Genomic DNA, 15,934 nt, shown 5'->3' with positions numbered 1-15,934 from the left:
AGCGATTGCAGGCATTTAAGACCATGGCCGAATCCCGGTCAAGAGTCCGACCGCGGCCCCGTGGAGTCACGCGCGACGAACACGCCCGGCAGCCTGACGTGCTCGGGCGCGCCGCCCGGGGCCTCGATCTGCCTGCTCAGCACCTGGACCGCGGTGGCGCCGAGGTCGCCCGTCGGCGCGGTCACCGTGGTCAGGCTCGGCGTCACCGTACGGGCCAGCAGCACGTCGTCGCAGCCCACGACGCTGCGCTCGCCGGGCACGGAGACGCCGCACCCGGCCAGCTCGGCGAGCACGCCGCACGCGGTGAGGTCGTCGAAGGCGAAGGCCGCGGTGGCGTCGGTGCCGAGCAGCGCGGCGCCGGCCTGCCTGCCGCCCTTGAACGTCGCGCGGAACGGGCCCAGCTCCGTCAGCTCCACCCCGCGCCCCCGCGCCCACCTGCGGATCGCCTGCGCGCGGCGGGCCGCCGCCCACGACGCGCTCGGCCCGGCGAGCAGCGCGAACGACCGGTGGCCGTGCTTGTACAGATGGTCGCCCGCGTCGAAGAGCGCGCTGGTGTTGTCGCAGATCACCGACGACAGGTCGCGCAGCGGCCGGTTGAGCAGCACGCACGGGAGCCCTCTCGCGGCCTCGCGCAGCGCCGACGACGACGAGCGCGGCGAGGCCACGATCACCCCGTCCACCCTGCTGCGGAGCTGGGCGACGTGCCGCACCTCGGCCGCCGCGCTCTCCTCCGCGTCGACCAGCATGACCGAGCTGCCCATCCGCTCCGCCGCCTGCTGGATCGCGCGTACGAGCTGCGGGAAGAACGGGTTGGTGATGTCGGGCACGATCAGCCCGATCATCTCGGCCCGGCCCGTGACCAGGCCGCGCGCGGCGGAGCTGGGCTGGTAGCCCAGCTCGGCGGCGACGGCCATGATCTGCTCCCTGACCGGCGCGCTGACCAGCTCGGGCCGGTTGAACGCGCGTGACACGGTCGCGGCCGAGACGCCGCACCGCCGGGCGATGGAGTAGATCGTCGGCTTGCTCACACCGCGCTCCTCAGCATTGGCTCGACCGGGCTTGACCGGAGTACTCTAGCGAAGCCAGAATCATGCAATCGCTTTCATTGTCTCAGACGACCTCCCTTCTCCGACATCACCCGCATCCCTCGACGAAAAGGACGGCATGGGTTCCGAGCAGCCCGACCAGATCGCCCGCAGGCAACTCGAAGACGTCATCCTCCCGTTCTGGTTGGAGCACGGCATCGACACCGTGCACGGCGGGTTCTTCACCTGCTTCGACAACAGGGGCCGGCGTCGGCTGTCGACGGACAAGTTCACCTGGTCACAGGGCCGATTCGTCTGGCTGCTCGCCCGCGCCGCCCGGCTGGCCGACCGCGGGCTGCTCACCCTGCCCGACGGCTCCGGCGCCCTCGTACGGCACGCCGAGCGCGGCGCGGCCTTCCTCCTCGACCACGCCGTGCAGTCGGACGGCCGGTGCGCGTACGTCATGGACGAGCGGGGCGCGCCCCTGCCCGCGGAGCGCAGCGTCTTCGCCGACGCCTTCGTCGCCATGGGTCTGGCCGAGCTGACCCGCCACACCGGCTCGCCCGAGCACCTGCCCACGATCGACCTGATCGTCCAGCGGGTCGCGGACGACGTGGCGGCGGGCGATCCGCCGACGCCGCCGTACCCGCTGCCACCCGGCTGCTCGGGGTTCGGCGCGCGCATGATCGTCCTCAACGCCCGGCTCGACCAGGCCCGCGCGCACCAGGCGGCGTCCGCGGATCAGGCGAACCCGTACGCGGACGAGCTGCGGGCCGCCCGCCGGGCCATGGTCGCGCACCGGGAGGAGAGCGGCCTGTTCACCGAGACGTTCGTGGCCGATCCCGGCATGCGTGACACGGTCCTGGCCCGGCACCGCACCCCCGGCCACGCGCTGGAGGGGATCTGGATGGCGCTGGAGGCCGGCGAGCTGCTCGGCGAGACCGGCGACCACGGTGACCTGCTCGCCTCCGTCTCCGCGCTGTGCGAGGCCGGGTGGGACGACGAGCACGGCGGCCTGTTCCGCTACGTCGACGTCTCCGGGCGGCCGTACGGCGGGCCGTACGAGGACCTGGTCAGGCGGACCTGGTCGACGAAGCTGTGGTGGGCCCACACGGAGGCCGCCTACACCACCCGGCTGGCGGCCGAGCGCTACGCGGACCGGGAGGCGGCCGGCTGGTTCGACCGAATCTGGGACTACACGCTGCGTACGTTCCCCGGCGGCGCGGACGGCGAGGAGTGGATCCAGATCAGGGACCGGGCGGGGGCCCCGCTCGACGAGGTCGTCGCCCTGCCGGTCAAGGACCCGTACCACATCGCCAGGAACCTCATGCAAATCGTCGAGCTACCCCGGCTCGGCGCTCAGGGAGAACAGCCGTGACAGCCACGAACACCGGCCCCGTGATCGAGCGGGTCGCCGGACGCCTCGACGTCCGGGTATTCAGCGACAGGGCGGAGTCCGGCGCCGCGGCGGCGTGGGCCGCGGCGGCGGCGCTGCGCACGGCGCTCGCCACCCGCGGAGAGGCCAGGGCCGTCTTCGCCGCCGCGCCCTCGCAGCGGGAGACGCTGGCCGGGCTGCGCGCCGCCGAGGGGATCGACTGGTCCAGGGTCACCGTCTTCCACATGGACGAGTACATCGGCCTGCCCCAGGACGCGCCCGAGCGGTTCGGCCGCTTCCTCCACCAGGAGCTCTGGGACACCGTACGGCCCGGCGCGGTGCACGTCATCGAGCCGGGCGACGACCCGGAGGCGGAGAGCGCCCGCTACGCCGAACTGCTCGGCCGCGGCCCGATCGACCTGGTCTGCCTGGGCATCGGCGACAACGGCCACCTGGCGTTCAACGACCCCCCGGTGGCCGACTTCGCCGACCCCCTCGCGGTCAAGGTGGTCGAGCTCGACGACGCCTGCCGCCGGCAACAGGTCAGCGACGGATGCTTCGCCGCGCTCGCGGACGTGCCACGACGGGCGATCACGCTGACCGTGCCCGCGCTGATGGCCGGCCGTACCCTGGTCGCCACGGTGCCAGGACCGAGCAAGCGGGCCGCGCTCGCCGCCGCGCTCGACGGGCCGATCGACGAGAGCTGCCCCGCCTCCGTCCTGCGTACCCATCCGGACTGCACGCTCTTCGCCGACCTGGAGGCATACCAGTGAGAATCACCGACGCCAAGGTCATCGTCACCAGCCCCGGGCGGAACTTCGTCACCCTGAAGATCACCACCTCCGACGGCGTCACCGGCGTCGGCGACGCGACGCTGAACGGCAGGGAGCTGGCGGTGGCCTCCTACCTGCGCGACCACGTCTGCCCGCTGCTCATCGGCCGCGACCCCGCGCGCATCGAGGACACCTGGCAGTACCTCTACCGCGGCGCGTACTGGCGGCGCGGCCCGGTCACGATGACCGCGATCGCGGCCGTCGACACCGCCCTGTGGGACATCAAGGGCAAGGTCGCGGGGCTGCCCGTCTACCAGTTGCTCGGCGGGCGCTCACGCGAGGGCGTCACCGTGTACGGCCACGCCAACGGCGAGACGATCCCCGAGGTGCTCGACGAGGTCGCCAAGTACGTCGACCTGGGCTACCGGGCGGTCCGCGTGCAGTGCGGCATCCCGGGTCTCGCCGCGACCTACGGCGTGGGCAAGGACAAGATGTTCTACGAGCCCGCCGACGCGCGGCTGCCGAGCGAGGCCAACTGGTCGACCGAGCGCTACCTGCGGGTCGTGCCCGAGCTGTTCGCCGCCGTACGCGACCGGTTCGGCTTCGACCTGCACGTCCTGCACGACGTCCACCACCGGCTCACCCCGATCGAGGCCGGTGGGCTCGGCTCCCGGTTGCAGGAGTACGCGCCGTTCTGGCTGGAGGACCCGGTGCCCGCCGAGCTGCAGGACGGGTTCCGGCTGATCAGGCAGCACACCACGACGCCGATCGCGGTCGGCGAGGTGTTCAACTCGATCTGGGACTGCGAGCAGCTCATCCGCGAGCAGCTCATCGACTACATCCGGGCCACGGTCGTGCACGCGGGCGGGATCACCCACCTGCGCCGGATCTTCGACCTCGCCGCGCTGCACCACGTGCGCACCGGCTCGCACGGCGCGACCGACCTGTCCCCTGTCTGCATGTCCGCGGCGCTCCACCTGGATCTCGCCGTCCCGAACTTCGGCATCCAGGAGTACATGCGGCACACCGAGGCCACCGACGAGGTGTTCCCGCACGGTTACCACTACGCCGACGGTTACCTCCACCCGAGCGAGGAGCCGGGTCTCGGCGTCGACATCGACGAGGAGCTGGCCGCCCGATACCCGTACGAACCGGCGTACCTGCCGGTCAACCGGCTGATGGACGGGAGCATGCACCATTGGTGAGGCTCAGCCGCGCCACCCTGTCCAGGGTCGCACCCGCCGCCCGCCCGCTGGCGCTCCCGCGCCTGACCGGCGTCGTGCACCTGGGCATCGGTGCCTTCCACCGGGCCCACCAGGCCGTCTACACCGAGCGGGCCATGGCGGCGACCGGCGACGACCGCTGGGGCATCTGCGGGGTCAGCCAGCGCAGCACCGACGTGGCCGACCGGCTCCGCCCGCAGGACTGCCTGTACGGCGTGCGCGCGGGCGACGAGGTGCGCGTGGTCGGATCCGTGCGGGAGGTGCTCGTCCCCGGTGACGACCTCGCCGCGCGGCTGGCCGCGCCGCAGACCGCGGTCGTCACGCTGACCGTCACGGAGAAGGCGTACCGCCGCGACACGATGCCCTGGTCTGGGCCCGGCGCTGTGCCCGGCGCTGTGCCCGGCCGACCCGTGCCCGGCGCGGCGCCCGGTCGCCCTGTGCCCGGTGTGGTCGGGAGGCTGGTCGCCGGGCTGCGCGCCCGTGCCGCCGCCGACGCGGGCCCGCTCACCGTCGTCTCCTGCGACAACCTGCCCGACAACGGCGCGACACTGGCCCGGCTCGTGGCGGAGCTGTGCGAGCCGCCGCTGCTGCGCTGGGTCGAGGAGAACGTCACGTTCCCCGCGACCATGGTGGACCGGATCGTGCCCGCGACCACGCCGGCCGACCTGGACGACGTGGCCGCCAGGCTCGGCGTGACCGACCTGGGCGCGGTCGTCACCGAGCCGTTCACGCAGTGGGTGATCGAGGACCGCTTCGCCGGGGACCGCCCGGCCTGGGAGCGGGCGGGCGCGCTGCTGGTGGACGACGTGCGGCCGTACGAGCGGATGAAGCTGCGCCTGCTCAACGGCAGCCATTCGGCCATCGCCTACCTGTCGGGGGCGGCGTACGTGTCCGAGGCCGTGGCCGATCCCGCGTTCGCCGCCTTCCTGCGCCGGCTGATGGACGACGACCTCACGCCGACCCTGGGCGGGCTGGACGGGTTCGACCTGCCGGCGTACAAGGAGTCGTTGCTGGCCCGGTTCGCCAACCCCGGCCTGCGGCACCGGGTCGCGCAGATCGCGGCGGACGGCTCGCAGAAGCTGCCGCAGCGCCTGCTGGACCCGGCGCGCGACCGGCTGGCCGCCGGCCGCGAACCCCGCTGGATCGCGCTCGCCGTCGCCGGATGGATGCGCCATGTCACCACGTGCCGCGAGCTGGACGACCCGCTGGCCGCCCGGCTGCGCGGTGACGAGACGGCCTCCTTCTCCAGCACCGCCGCCGCCACCGTGCGCCGCCTGCTGGCCGTCGAGGAGATCTTCGGCGCCGACCTCCGGGACGACCGGGTCTTCCGCGACCTCGTCACGGACTGCCTGGAACGGCTCGCCGCCGACGACCTCCCCACCGTGCTCCACGCACTCGACGCCGACTCAGCCACCCACTGAGCCACCCACTGAGCCACCCGCTGAGCCACCCGCTGAGCCACCCGCTGCGGCGAGCAGTTCGGCGACCTCCGTGTGCCCGTTCAGCAGGGCCAGCTCGTACGGGGTGCGTCCGCCGTACACCGGGTGTCCGCCGAGCCCGTTCACCTCGGCCCCGTGGTCGAGGAGCAGCCGTGCCCGCCGTGGACCGCCACGCAGGGCGGCGGTGGCCAGCTCGTCGCGCAGGAGCTGCCGTGGCGACTGCAGGGCCGGGCCCAGCCGGGCGTGCCACGGGCCGCCCTCCCCTCGGCCCAGCCCGAACTCCAGCAGCAGCCGGAGGTGGGCGGTGTCGTCGGAGAACGTGCCGCCGAGCCCGCGGTTGTAGAGGGCCTGGCCGTCGTTGGGGTCGGCCCCGGCCTCCAGCAGCAGCCTGGCCAGCGCCATCGCCTCGGGGTGCGGCGGCTGGTCGCCCTCGCCGCCGCCGAACGCGCCGGTGAGCACGGTGAACGGCGAGGTCAGCCCGTCCCACAGGAACCCGGCGTCCGGATCGGCGCCGTGGTCGAGGAGCAGCCGGGCCGCCGCCACGTACCGGCCGGGCCCGTCGAGCCGGGCGTAGGCCAGGTACAGCAGCGGCTCCCAGCCGAAGGGGCCGCCCTGTGCCCGAGCCGCCCCCGGGTCGGCGGCCAGGAGGTCCGCGAGCGCGTCGGCCGCGCCGGTGGCGGCCATGGTGTGGGCGTTCGCGGTGGCCAGGTGGGGATGCCGGGACAGCAGCAGACCGGCCTCCTGCCTCCTGCGGGGGTCGTCGGCGCCGTAGTTGAGGCAGGCCAGGCGTAGAAACTCCGCCCACGGCTCCTGACTCGGCTCGACGAGGTGTGGTGAGCGCGTGTAGCGCTCGACGGTGACCAGATGCTCCTTCAGCCTGGGCCAGCTCGCGAAGCCGTACCGGCGGGCGGTGACGAGCTGCGCGTCGGCCAGCCGGAACACCTGAGGCGGCCGGGGGTGGAACTCGGCGACGAGGGCGCGGGACTCGGGCACGTCAGCCCGTACGCGGCGCAGGAGGGTCTTGGCCTGCTTGCGGAGCAGTTCGAGGCTGGGGTGGTCGGGCAGGCGTTGGATGGGCACGCGGGCCTCCTTTCCGTGCGGCCTGGTGTCCGCATGGTCAGGCAGGAAAAGAGGTCGAGCCGGAACGCGTGGTGAACATCAGGTGGGCTTGGCCCTTTCCGCGGACCGGTGGCGCCCTGAGCGCGCGCACCACCACCCTACGCGGAACCGCCGGAGGCAGTGAAGCGGCCCCGCGCGACCAGCTCGACCGTGACCACGATCGCGATCGCCTCGGCGGCCAGCAGCGCCACCAGCACCACGAGCTGGACGATGCCCGCCTCGATCGGGCTCGCCCCGCCGAGCAGCACGCCCACGAACGCCCCCGGCAGCGTGACCAGCCCCACGGTCCTGGTCTGGTCGAGGGCCGGCACCAGTGCCCCGGCGGCGGCCGGGCGGCAGATCTCCATGGCCGCGTCCCTGGGCAGGAAGCCGAGTGACAGCGCCGCCTCCACCTCTCCCCTGCGCTGGAACAGCTCCTCCACCGCGCGCCGGCCCGCCAGCGCCGTGGCCGTCAGGCAGCCGCCCAGCAGGATCCCGGCGATCGGGATGATCACTATGCCGGTCACGGAGATCACCCGGGTGCCCGTCAGGACGGCCAGCACGGGAACGGTGCCCGCGGCGATCGGCAGACCCGCCCACCACCACCCCGTACGGGTGCCGGTGACGCGCCGCCCCGCCGTGAACGTGGCCACGCCGAACATGAGAAGGATGAACCCCACCACCGCCATCGAGTAGGCGACGACCCAGGTGATCACCACGGACACGACGCCCAGTTGCAGCGCGGCCCGCAGGCAGGCCGTCACGACGCCCCGGCCGTGCCCCAGCCGGCCCAGCCAGGCCACGAGCGCGCCCAGGGCGGCCAGCACGACGACGGCCACGGGCAGCAGCGCGGTGACCGAGATCAGGGACGAGGACGAGGACGACGACACCGCTACCAGTCTGACGGACGCCCCGCCGGGCCTGCGCACCCGGATCCCCGCTCAGCCGGAGCGCCGGGAACGGCGGCGACGATCACAGAGACCCGGGCCGTTCCAGGTGGTGCAGCCGGGCGAGGCCCGTGTCGGTCGCCACGACGAGGTCGCCGCCGGTGACGAGGACGTCCCGGACCTTGGCGTTGAACGGCAGCCGGGTGACCGTCCCCGCCACCGGCTCCCATAGGTGGACCGACCCGTCGTCGGCCGGGGCGACCACCGTGGGGAGGCCACGGACGGTGGCCAGGTCCACCGAGCCGAGCCAGCCCGCCTGCCCGGTGTACGACCCCAGGGGCTCCCCGTCGGGAAGACGCCAGACGGCGATGCGGCGGTCGCTGCCGATGCTGATGGTCACCGCGACGGGCCGCCCGTCGATCTCGCCGAGCCGTACCTGCGTCATCAGCGTCATGTGGTCGCCGAAGGCGGAGATCAGGGCGCCGTCGGCGAGGTCCCAGAGGCAGACGTTCCCGCCTCCGGTGACGAGCACGGGTCTGCCGAGGAGGTCCTCGACGGAGATCGTCTTGATGTAGTTGTCGTTGCGGGCGAGGGTGTGGATCGTCCGGCCGGTGGCCAGGTCGCGCACCCGGACCACCCGGTCCGAGCCGCCGCTGCCCGTGATCAACAGGCCCCTGCCGCGGTACGCGCCCAGCGCGACCGCGTCGTAGATGCCGACGTCACCGGTGAAGCGGCGCAGGCGCCGGCCCGTGGTCGCGTCCCAGACGTGCACCTCCGCCCGGTCGCCGCCGGGCCGGGCGGCGCTCAGGACGGCCGCGAGCACCCGCTCGCCGAGTGCGCCCGTCGCGAGCGTGCGCACCGGCTGACCGCCTCCGTCCAGCCGATGGCCCGGCCGCCCGGTCTCCAGGTCCCACGTCCTGACGACGCCGTCGTCCAGCGTGACCGCCAGCGTCCCGTGCACGGCCAGTTCACCCGCCCGGCAGCCGACCCGCCGTACCGCCCGGCCGGTTCCGGCGTCGCGGACGACGAGGTCCTCGCCCTCCGCGGTGACCAGCGCGCCGCGGCTCGGCCGTACCCGGGACACGCCCGCCACGTCGGAGGCGGGTTCGTCGGCGAGGTCCCACACCCTGACCGTGGCCGCGTCGCCGGGGTTGATCGGCCCGTCGCCGGTGACCGCGACGGGCCGTCCGCGGTGCTCGCCGAGCGTGATCGCCTCCACCTTGCACGTGTGGCCCGCCAGGTCGCCGAGTGGCCGCCAGGTCAGGGCGTCCCAGAGCCGGACGCCCCCGTGCAGGTCTCCGGCGGTCACGGCGACCAGGCGGTCGTGCCGTCGGCCGATGGCCAGCGACCAGAGCTTGGGCAGCGGCGTCTCGGGGAAGGTCCGCAGGAGTTCCCCGGACATCGGATCCCAGACGCGGACGAATCCCGCGTCTTCCTCCACCCGCTCCGCCACGACCACCAGCCCGTCCGCCACCTGCAACGATCCGGACCGCAGCCAGCACCTGACGTTCTCGTCGCGGCGCGGCACGCCGCCGAATCGGCGCAGGTAGCGCCCGGTCTCCAGGTCCCATGCGTGCAGCGGGCCCTCGTCGGTGTCGCCTCCCGCGCCCACCACCACGTCCCCCTTCGCCGCCCGGTCCACCGGCCCGATCACGGCCACGTCGGTGACCGCCCTGCTGGGACACGGCAGCGTCCGCAGCTCCGCACCACCGGCGGTGTCCCACGTCTTGACCACAGCCCCGCCGTCGATCCAGCCCGCGGTGACGAGGAGAGAGCCGTCCGTGGAGAAGGCGATGCCCTCGACCCCGCTGTAGGCCGGCGGGAAGACGCGCACGGACCGGCCGGTGTTCAGGTCCCACAGCTCCAGGCGGCCCAGGCTGTCGCCGACGGCGGCCAGGTTCTCCCGCACGGCCAGCGCCGTGATCCGCACCTGGCGGGCGGGACGGCCCGTCCCCCGCCGCCGGTGGGTGAGGGAGTGCAGCAGCGCCCCCGTCTCCAGGTCCCGGACCAGCACCCCGCCGCTCCGGTCCCCGGAGACCACGACCGTACGCCCGCGCGCGACGCCGAGACCGACCACCTGCACCCGCTCGTGGTGCCCGAGGAACACCCGGTGGGTGAACGAGCGCCGCCAGTGCCGCCAGGCCACGTCCCAGCCCTCAGGACGGAGGCGGCTGACCCGGTCGGCCAGCTCGTCCGCGCCCCGCAGCCGCGCGAAGACCCGCAGGACGGTGGCCGCCCCACCGTCGGAGTCGAGCGCGCCGACCTCGTGCGCGGCCAGTTGGTACGCCTCCGCGGCGGCCCTGGCCCGAGCCCCGTGCACGTTGCCGAGCAGCGGCAGTTGCCGGTCCTGGTCGCCCCAGAGCAGGAACCCCGGATCCTGCACCAGGTCCTCCAGCAGCCCGCCGTCCACCGCGTGCCCCGCCAGGTGCCGCAGCACGTACGGCGGCGCCTCCCACCAGCGCCGCTCCCCGCCCTCCCCCGGCACCCGCGCGAGCAGTCGGCCGGCGATGGCCCGATGCGCCTCCTCCGCGCGCAGGCCGGAGCGATCCAGTTCCTCGCGCAGGTGCTCGGCGAGCGCGTGGTGGAAGAGCCGCCAGCCCGTCCCCGCGGCGGTCAGCAGCGCGGCGGCGCCCGTGTCGGCGCGCAGCCTTCGCAGGTCTCCCTTGCGGTAGTCGGCGCCGCCCAGCTCGGTCGCGAGCTCGGCCCACAGCTCGTCGCCCAGGTCGGTGCCCTCCGCGTACGCCAGCGGCGCCAGCAGGTCCGTCACCCATCGGTGTCCGCCGGGCGCCGACGCTCCCACACGGTGCAGGTGGGCCCGCATGGCGTCGCCCACCCGGGAGGGGAAGGCGTCCCAGTCGCGCTGCCGCGGATCGACCGGCCGGGGCCGCGAGGCCAGGTCCAGGGCGATGAGCTGGGCGATGAGGAAGTTGCCCGCGGCGGTCGCAGCGACCCGCGCGCCGATCAGCTCGGGCAGGCCGTCGTCCCGGTACGGCCCGGCACCCCTCAGGTAGGCGGCCACGTACGCGGCGACGTCGCCGGCCTCGAAGTACGGTGCCGCGTCCAGGTCGAGGGCCTCGATCCCGGTGCGCAGCAGCGGCAGCAGATCCAGGCGCGAGCCGAGCAGCAGCCGTACCCTCTCGGCGACCAGCGGCTGCACCAGGGTCAGCACGAGATCCTCGCGGAAGGCCGCCTCGTCCAGGGCGTCGATGACGATCGTGACCGGCCTGCCGAGCGCCCTGCCGAGCACCGCCAGCGCGGCGGGCAGCCCGGCGGCCGGTGCCGTCAGGTCGAGAGCCGTGGCGATCCGCGCCGCCACCTGCTCGGTGGTCCTGCCCGCCGCGTGCACCGCCGCGTCGATCGAGCCGGGCGGCGGCAGGGTGCCCGGCGTGATCCTGCCCCGTTCCGCGGCCGGGAGGAGGGCGCGGCGGGCCGGGTCGGCGCACACGACCAGCCGCGACAACACCGCGGACTTGCCCGACCCCGGGCTGCCCGTGACCACCCGGGAGGTGGTGTCGCCGCCGTCCGCGAGCCATCGGGACAGTTCGCTCAGCGCCGTCACGCGGCCGGTGAAGTACCTGCCGGGCTGGCCGGCCCGCTGCACGCCCCGGCTGCGCGGCTCGAAGTGCTGCTCGAAGGCCGGGTCGAGGTCCAGCGGGCCGGGCAGCAGCGGCTCCAGCCGGGGCCAGCGCGCCGCCACCGTGGCCAGCGGCAACATCCACGCCACCTTGGCCGCCGCGTCGCGGTCCTCGGCCACCACGATGCCGGTGACCCTGCCGTCGGCCTCCACCCCGGCGCCGCTGAAGCCCTGCTCGATCCGGTGCCCGGTGACCTGCGCGGCTTCGAGCTGGACCCACTCCGCCCGCGGGCCGGCGGGCTCGTCGAGGCGGGCGCTCGCCCACATTCCCGTGTCGACGCCGGGCGGGTAGCCGTACACCCGTACCGGGGTGCCCGGGGCGGTCTTCCTGACCAGCGGCGCGGGAACGGCGCCCGGCGGGAGGGGGCCGGACAGGCGCGCGACCGCGAGGTCACCGCCCCCGCCGGGCTCGACGGGGAACCAGCCGTCCGGCACCACCTCGGCACGCAGCCGCTCGCCGCCCAGGGCGGGGAAGTCCACCTCGAACGGGCGCGGTGCCGGGCCGACCACGTGGGCGCAGGTCAGAACGTGCCGGTCGTCGAGCAGCACGCCCGCGCCGCGGACCCTCCCGTCGCGGAAGACGCGGACCGACCACGGCCTCACTTCCCGCTCAGTCCTTCTCGCCCCAGCTCAGCTTGACGGTCAGGTGACCCTCTGTGCCGGTCTTGGCGATGACCGCCCCGGCCTCGGCGTTCAGCCGTACGCCGAACTCGATCTCGACCGCGCGAGGCCCGGCCTTCCTGAACGTCTCCAGCGCGCACTCGGCGGCCTGCCGGATCGGCTCCAGCGCCGTCTTCAGCGAGTCGACCGCGGCGTCCACCACGTCGCCCGCCCGGGACGCCCGCCGCACCCCCGGCTCGTCGTCCGCCACCTCCACCAGGAAGCAACCGCCGTCGCTCAACGGCACGCGCATCAACTCGCTCACGCCGGACTCCAGGAGATGGGCACACAGGGGAACGGCCCGATCGTACCGAGAGCCCACGCGCACGTCCCGAGTTCCACGAATGCTCGCGCCGCCGAGATCTCGCGCGCGGCCCCCTCGCCGCCCTGGGAGAGCCGCGATCCGCCGTCAGGCCGACCTGACGGAGTCGAGGACGTCGGGCCGGTTGGTCATGATGCCATCCACCCCGTACGACATCAGGCGGCGCATCACGCCCGGCTTGTCCGCCGTCCAGGTGTAGACCCGCATGCCGTGCTCGTGGATCTTCCTGACGTACGCCGGGGTGAGACCGCCGTGCGGGGTCGTGATGCCGTCGGCGTAGCGGGCGAGTTCGGCCAGCCGTCCCTCCTCGGGCTTGCCGAGCAGCGCGACGGGCACGTCGGGCAGCACGCTGTGCAGGACGCGCATCGACTGCCAGCCGAACGCCTGCAGGGTCAGCCGCTGCCCCCGCCACAGGTCGCGTTCCTCCCGTAGCTCGGTGGCCACGCGGCGGTCGATGTCGGGGCTGTGCGGCGGGTGCTTGATCTCCAGCAGCAGCCCGGTGCCGGAGCCGCGCACCGCCTGCAGCACCTGCTTGAGCGTGGGCACCCCCTCACCGCGGAAGCGCGGGGAGAACCACGAGCCCGCGTCCAGCCTCTGGATCTCCGCGAGCGTGAAGTCCGCGACCCGCCACGGCGACCGCTTGGGGAAGACCTGCTCCACATCGGTGGTACGGGCCAGCGTCTCGTCATGCATCAGGACGAGACGGTGGTCCTTGGTCTGCTGGACGTCGAACTCGCACGTGTCGGCCCCCTGCTCCCTGGACAGGGCGCAGGCCGCGATCGTGTTCTCAGGAGCGTGGGCCGCGCCGCCCCGATGGGCGATGTTGTCCAGTCGGGGCGCGGCGGGCGCGGACTCGACCACCGGGGTGCCCCGGTGAGTGAGGTCGTCCAAGTGGCGTGGCGCGGCGGACGCGGGTCTGACCGTGACGGCCAGGACGGCCACCACGGCCAGGGTGGCGGTGGCGACGACGCCGATCGAGCGGTCCATGTTCCTCCCCCGAACTGGGCCCATGCAATCTGACTCGAACCCACACGCACGTGTTATGTCGAGCTATGCAGGACAAGTGCCCACAAAGGAACGGAACGACTGTTATCTACCGGCGTGTCGGCCGAGTCTGCACGAAGTCTTTGTCGGAGGGAGGGAACCGATTGATGAGCCGGGAGAAGGGTCAGCGGACCTGGAAGTTGGCCATCATCATCATGTCCTCGTGCTCCAGGTTGTGGCAGTGGAAGACGTACTTGCCGCGGTAGCCCTCGAACCTGAGCAGCACCTCCACCTGGTCGCCGCTGGCCAGGTCGACGGTGTCCTTCCAGCCGGTGGCGTACGGGGAGGGCTCGAGCACCTGGAAGGGGGCGAGGTGGATGTGGATGGGGTGGTAGACGTTGAGCGCGTGCAGCCGCCAGCGTTCGACCGTGCCGAGCGCCGGGTCGGCGGCGATGGTGTCGGGGGTGAACGCCTGGCCGTTGACCGTCCACATCGGCATGCCCTCGTGCTGCACGCTGCCCCGCTGGAACGTGAACGTGCGCTCCACCACGGCGTCTGACGGCGACAGCGGCCGCACCTCCACCAGCCTGGCCGGGATGCTGCTGTCGTCGGCGGCCCGGCGCGCGACCTTGAACCGCATCACGTTCGCGCTGCCGCCGTCGCCCAGCCGGTTGACCATCGTCACTTCCTGCCCGACCGGATACTGGGAGAAGTCCACGATCACGTCGAACCGCTCGGCCGAGGCGATCTGCAGCTCGTCGTGCGGCAGCGGCGCGCTGAGCAGCCCCAGGTCGCTGCCGACCTGTACGAACGCGGGTCCGCTCGGCGGCGCTGGGTCGAGGGCGAGCCGGTAACGGCGCGCGTTCGAGGCGTTGAGCAGCCGGAAGCGGTAGCGGGCGGCGTCCACCTCCATGAGCGGCCAGGGCGCCCCGTTGACCAGGACGACGTCACCCAGCACGCCGCTGATGTAGTCGCTGTGCACGTCGGGGTAGATCATCGAGCCGTCCTCCGCGAACGCCCGGTCGACGATCATCAGCGGGACGTCGCGCTCGCCCTTCGGCAGGGGCAGGGCGTCCTCCTGGGCGTCCTGCACCAGGTGGAACCCGGCGAGCCCCTTGTACACCTGCGGACCGGTGAACTGCATGCGGTGGTCGTGGTACCAGAGGGTGGCCGCGGCCTGGTCGAGCGGATAGACGTAGTCGAACGAGCCGCCCGGGTCGATGAGGTCGGTGGGATAGCCGTCGTGCTCCGCCGGGGTCCGTCCGCCGTGCAGGTGCACCACGACCGGCTCGGGCAGCTCGTTGCGGTGGCGGACCACGGTCTGGCGGCCGCTCCTGGAGACGATCGTGGGGCCGGGGAAGATGCCGTTGTAGCCCCACACCTGCGTACGCAGGCCGGGCAGGATCTCCACCTCGGCGGCCCGCTGGGTGATCTCGTAGCGGTCGTCGGCGCCGCCGCCGCCCGCGGGGCGCAGCACCGGCGGGATCGGCAGCGGCACGGTGAACGGCTGTGGCAGGCGGGCGGTGCTGCGTACCAGGGCGCCCGCGCTGGACTCGGCCTCCACGTTGGCGCCGCCGCCGACGGCCAGGCCGTCGAGGATGCCCCCGGGCGTGCCGCCGTTGCCGCTGCCGACGGGGCTGCCGTCGGAGCAGCCGGCCAGCGGAGCCAGCACCAGACCGCCCGCCGCCGCGCGCAGCATCTGGCGTCTGGACAGCGTCATGATCTCCCCCTTCGCCGGTTGTCGATCGCGACCGCGACCGCGGCTCCGATGACAGCCAGGATCATCGGCCCGAACCCCAGGACGAACGTCCACGGCGGCCGTACCGTGCCGTCGGACACGAACAGCCTGGCCACGAGATCGTTGAAGAGCAGGAATCCCACCGCCAGCCCGGCGAAGAGACCCAGGATGGCGACCCCAAGCGTTCTCATGCGCGCCACGCTAGTCACCGCGACCGCGGACGCTAACCGGCTGAAAGCGACACCTGTCATCAACATCGGACGATGGTGAACAGCCCGCCGCACTGGTTATCCTCTGCCCCGTGGGGAACCGCCGGGTGCTCGTCGACGCGGCTCTGGGCGTGGCCGTGTCGGTCGTCGTCGCCGTGGCCGTCACGATGGACCTCGGCGGCGCCCGCAGCCCCGACTTCGTGGCCTACGTGTTCGCGGTCGGGCTGGGCGCGCTCATGCTCGTACGGCGGCGCTTCCCCGTGCTGGCGCTGATGGCCACGGCCGTCGGCCTGCTCGCCTACTACGCGGCCGGCTACCCGGCGATCGGGCTGGCCCTGCCGGTGGCGGCGGCGCTCTACTCGGCGGCCGAGGCGGGCAAGCTCCTCGTGGCCTGCGCGGTGGGCGGCGCGCTCGTGCTGGTCAGCACCGTGTTCCGGCTGCACGACGGCGAGAGCCCCGCGTACCTGCTGGGGTTCGAGCTGGCCTCCACGGTCGGTCTCATGATGGGCGTGATCGGGTCGGGCGCGGCCCTGCGCGCGACCCGGCTGCCGCGCGCCGCTGCTCGGC

Annotated in this window: 12 protein-coding genes and 1 pseudogene; 5 read left to right on the top strand and 8 right to left on the bottom strand. The window is 73.6% G+C overall.

Annotated elements, in window-relative coordinates; all coding sequences use genetic code 11:
- Positions 1–38: 38 nt before the first annotated feature.
- Entirely contained in the window at positions 39–1,028 is a 990-nt protein-coding gene (locus tag ABD844_RS11755; protein ID WP_344875956.1) for a LacI family DNA-binding transcriptional regulator, read from the bottom strand.
- Between the two features lie 136 nt (positions 1,029–1,164).
- On the opposite strand from ABD844_RS11755, the gene ABD844_RS11750 reads away from it, so the two are divergent.
- The 4 genes from ABD844_RS11750 to ABD844_RS11735 are packed head-to-tail and all read left to right on the top strand — an operon-like array spanning position 1,165 to position 5,817.
- A complete protein-coding gene (locus ABD844_RS11750) occupies positions 1,165–2,403 on the top strand; it encodes an AGE family epimerase/isomerase (RefSeq protein ID WP_344875954.1) in 1,239 nt (412 codons plus the stop codon).
- Positions 2,400–3,173 (top strand): glucosamine-6-phosphate deaminase, encoded by a 774-nt coding sequence (locus ABD844_RS11745; protein ID WP_344875952.1) that lies wholly within the window; start codon positions 2,400–2,402, stop codon positions 3,171–3,173. The genes ABD844_RS11750 and ABD844_RS11745 overlap by 4 nt, the downstream gene beginning before the upstream one ends.
- Entirely contained in the window at positions 3,170–4,378 is a 1,209-nt protein-coding gene (gene manD, locus ABD844_RS11740) for a D-mannonate dehydratase ManD (protein WP_344875950.1), read from the top strand. The genes ABD844_RS11745 and manD overlap by 4 nt, the downstream gene beginning before the upstream one ends.
- Positions 4,375–5,817 (top strand): mannitol dehydrogenase family protein, encoded by a 1,443-nt coding sequence (locus ABD844_RS11735; protein ID WP_344876019.1) that lies wholly within the window; start codon positions 4,375–4,377, stop codon positions 5,815–5,817. The genes manD and ABD844_RS11735 overlap by 4 nt, the downstream gene beginning before the upstream one ends.
- On the opposite strand, the gene ABD844_RS11730 is transcribed toward ABD844_RS11735, so the two are convergent.
- The 7 genes from ABD844_RS11730 to ABD844_RS11700 all read right to left on the bottom strand — a co-directional run bounded on the left by ABD844_RS11730 (position 5,803) and on the right by ABD844_RS11700 (position 15,349).
- Positions 5,803–6,915, bottom strand: a complete 1,113-nt coding sequence (locus ABD844_RS11730) for an ankyrin repeat domain-containing protein (protein WP_344875947.1) — start codon at positions 6,913–6,915, stop codon at positions 5,803–5,805. The genes ABD844_RS11735 and ABD844_RS11730 overlap by 15 nt on opposite strands.
- A 137-nt stretch (positions 6,916–7,052) precedes the next feature.
- Positions 7,053–7,823: an ABC transporter permease gene (locus ABD844_RS11725; RefSeq protein ID WP_344875945.1), complete on the bottom strand. Its 771-nt coding sequence runs from the start codon at positions 7,821–7,823 to the stop codon at positions 7,053–7,055.
- Between the two features lie 82 nt (positions 7,824–7,905).
- Entirely contained in the window at positions 7,906–12,057 is a 4,152-nt protein-coding gene (locus ABD844_RS11720) for a trypsin-like peptidase domain-containing protein (RefSeq protein WP_344875943.1), read from the bottom strand.
- A 7-nt stretch (positions 12,058–12,064) separates the two neighbouring features.
- The gene (locus ABD844_RS11715) at positions 12,065–12,379 is read right to left on the bottom strand and encodes a CU044_2847 family protein (protein WP_344875941.1); all 315 of its coding nucleotides are present in this window, start codon (positions 12,377–12,379) and stop codon (positions 12,065–12,067) included.
- Between the two features lie 144 nt (positions 12,380–12,523).
- Positions 12,524–13,423 carry a glycerophosphodiester phosphodiesterase gene (locus ABD844_RS11710; protein ID WP_344875939.1) on the bottom strand — a complete coding sequence of 300 codons (900 nt, stop codon included), beginning with the start codon at positions 13,421–13,423 and terminating at the stop codon, positions 12,524–12,526.
- 181 nt (positions 13,424–13,604) lie between these two features.
- The gene (locus ABD844_RS11705; RefSeq protein WP_344875936.1) at positions 13,605–15,140 is read right to left on the bottom strand and encodes a multicopper oxidase family protein; all 1,536 of its coding nucleotides are present in this window, start codon (positions 15,138–15,140) and stop codon (positions 13,605–13,607) included.
- Positions 15,137–15,349 carry a DUF5957 family protein gene (locus ABD844_RS11700; protein ID WP_344875934.1) on the bottom strand — a complete coding sequence of 71 codons (213 nt, stop codon included), beginning with the start codon at positions 15,347–15,349 and terminating at the stop codon, positions 15,137–15,139. The genes ABD844_RS11705 and ABD844_RS11700 overlap by 4 nt, the downstream gene beginning before the upstream one ends.
- 110 nt (positions 15,350–15,459) lie before the next feature.
- Here ABD844_RS11700 and ABD844_RS11695 point away from each other — a divergent pair.
- Positions 15,460–15,934, top strand: a pseudogene (locus tag ABD844_RS11695) (sensor histidine kinase); the annotation flags it as partial.

This window comes from Nonomuraea antimicrobica (assembly GCF_039536965.1).
Taxonomy (GTDB): domain Bacteria; phylum Actinomycetota; class Actinomycetes; order Streptosporangiales; family Streptosporangiaceae; genus Nonomuraea; species Nonomuraea antimicrobica.
The sequence above is the reverse complement of the archived record's forward strand: the minus strand, read 5'-3'. Positions and strand labels throughout refer to the sequence as shown.

Bases quoted from the DNA above. Each gene is read 5' to 3' on its own strand.
- ABD844_RS11750 (WP_344875954.1), top strand. From the start codon at position 1,165: ATGGGTTCCGAGCAGCCCGACCAGATCGCCCGCAGGCAACTCGAAGAC.
- ABD844_RS11710 (WP_344875939.1), bottom strand. From the start codon at position 13,423: ATGGACCGCTCGATCGGCGTCGTCGCCACCGCCACCCTGGCCGTGGTG.
- ABD844_RS11705 (WP_344875936.1), bottom strand. From the start codon at position 15,140: ATGACGCTGTCCAGACGCCAGATGCTGCGCGCGGCGGCGGGCGGTCTG.
- ABD844_RS11700 (WP_344875934.1), bottom strand. From the start codon at position 15,349: ATGAGAACGCTTGGGGTCGCCATCCTGGGTCTCTTCGCCGGGCTGGCG.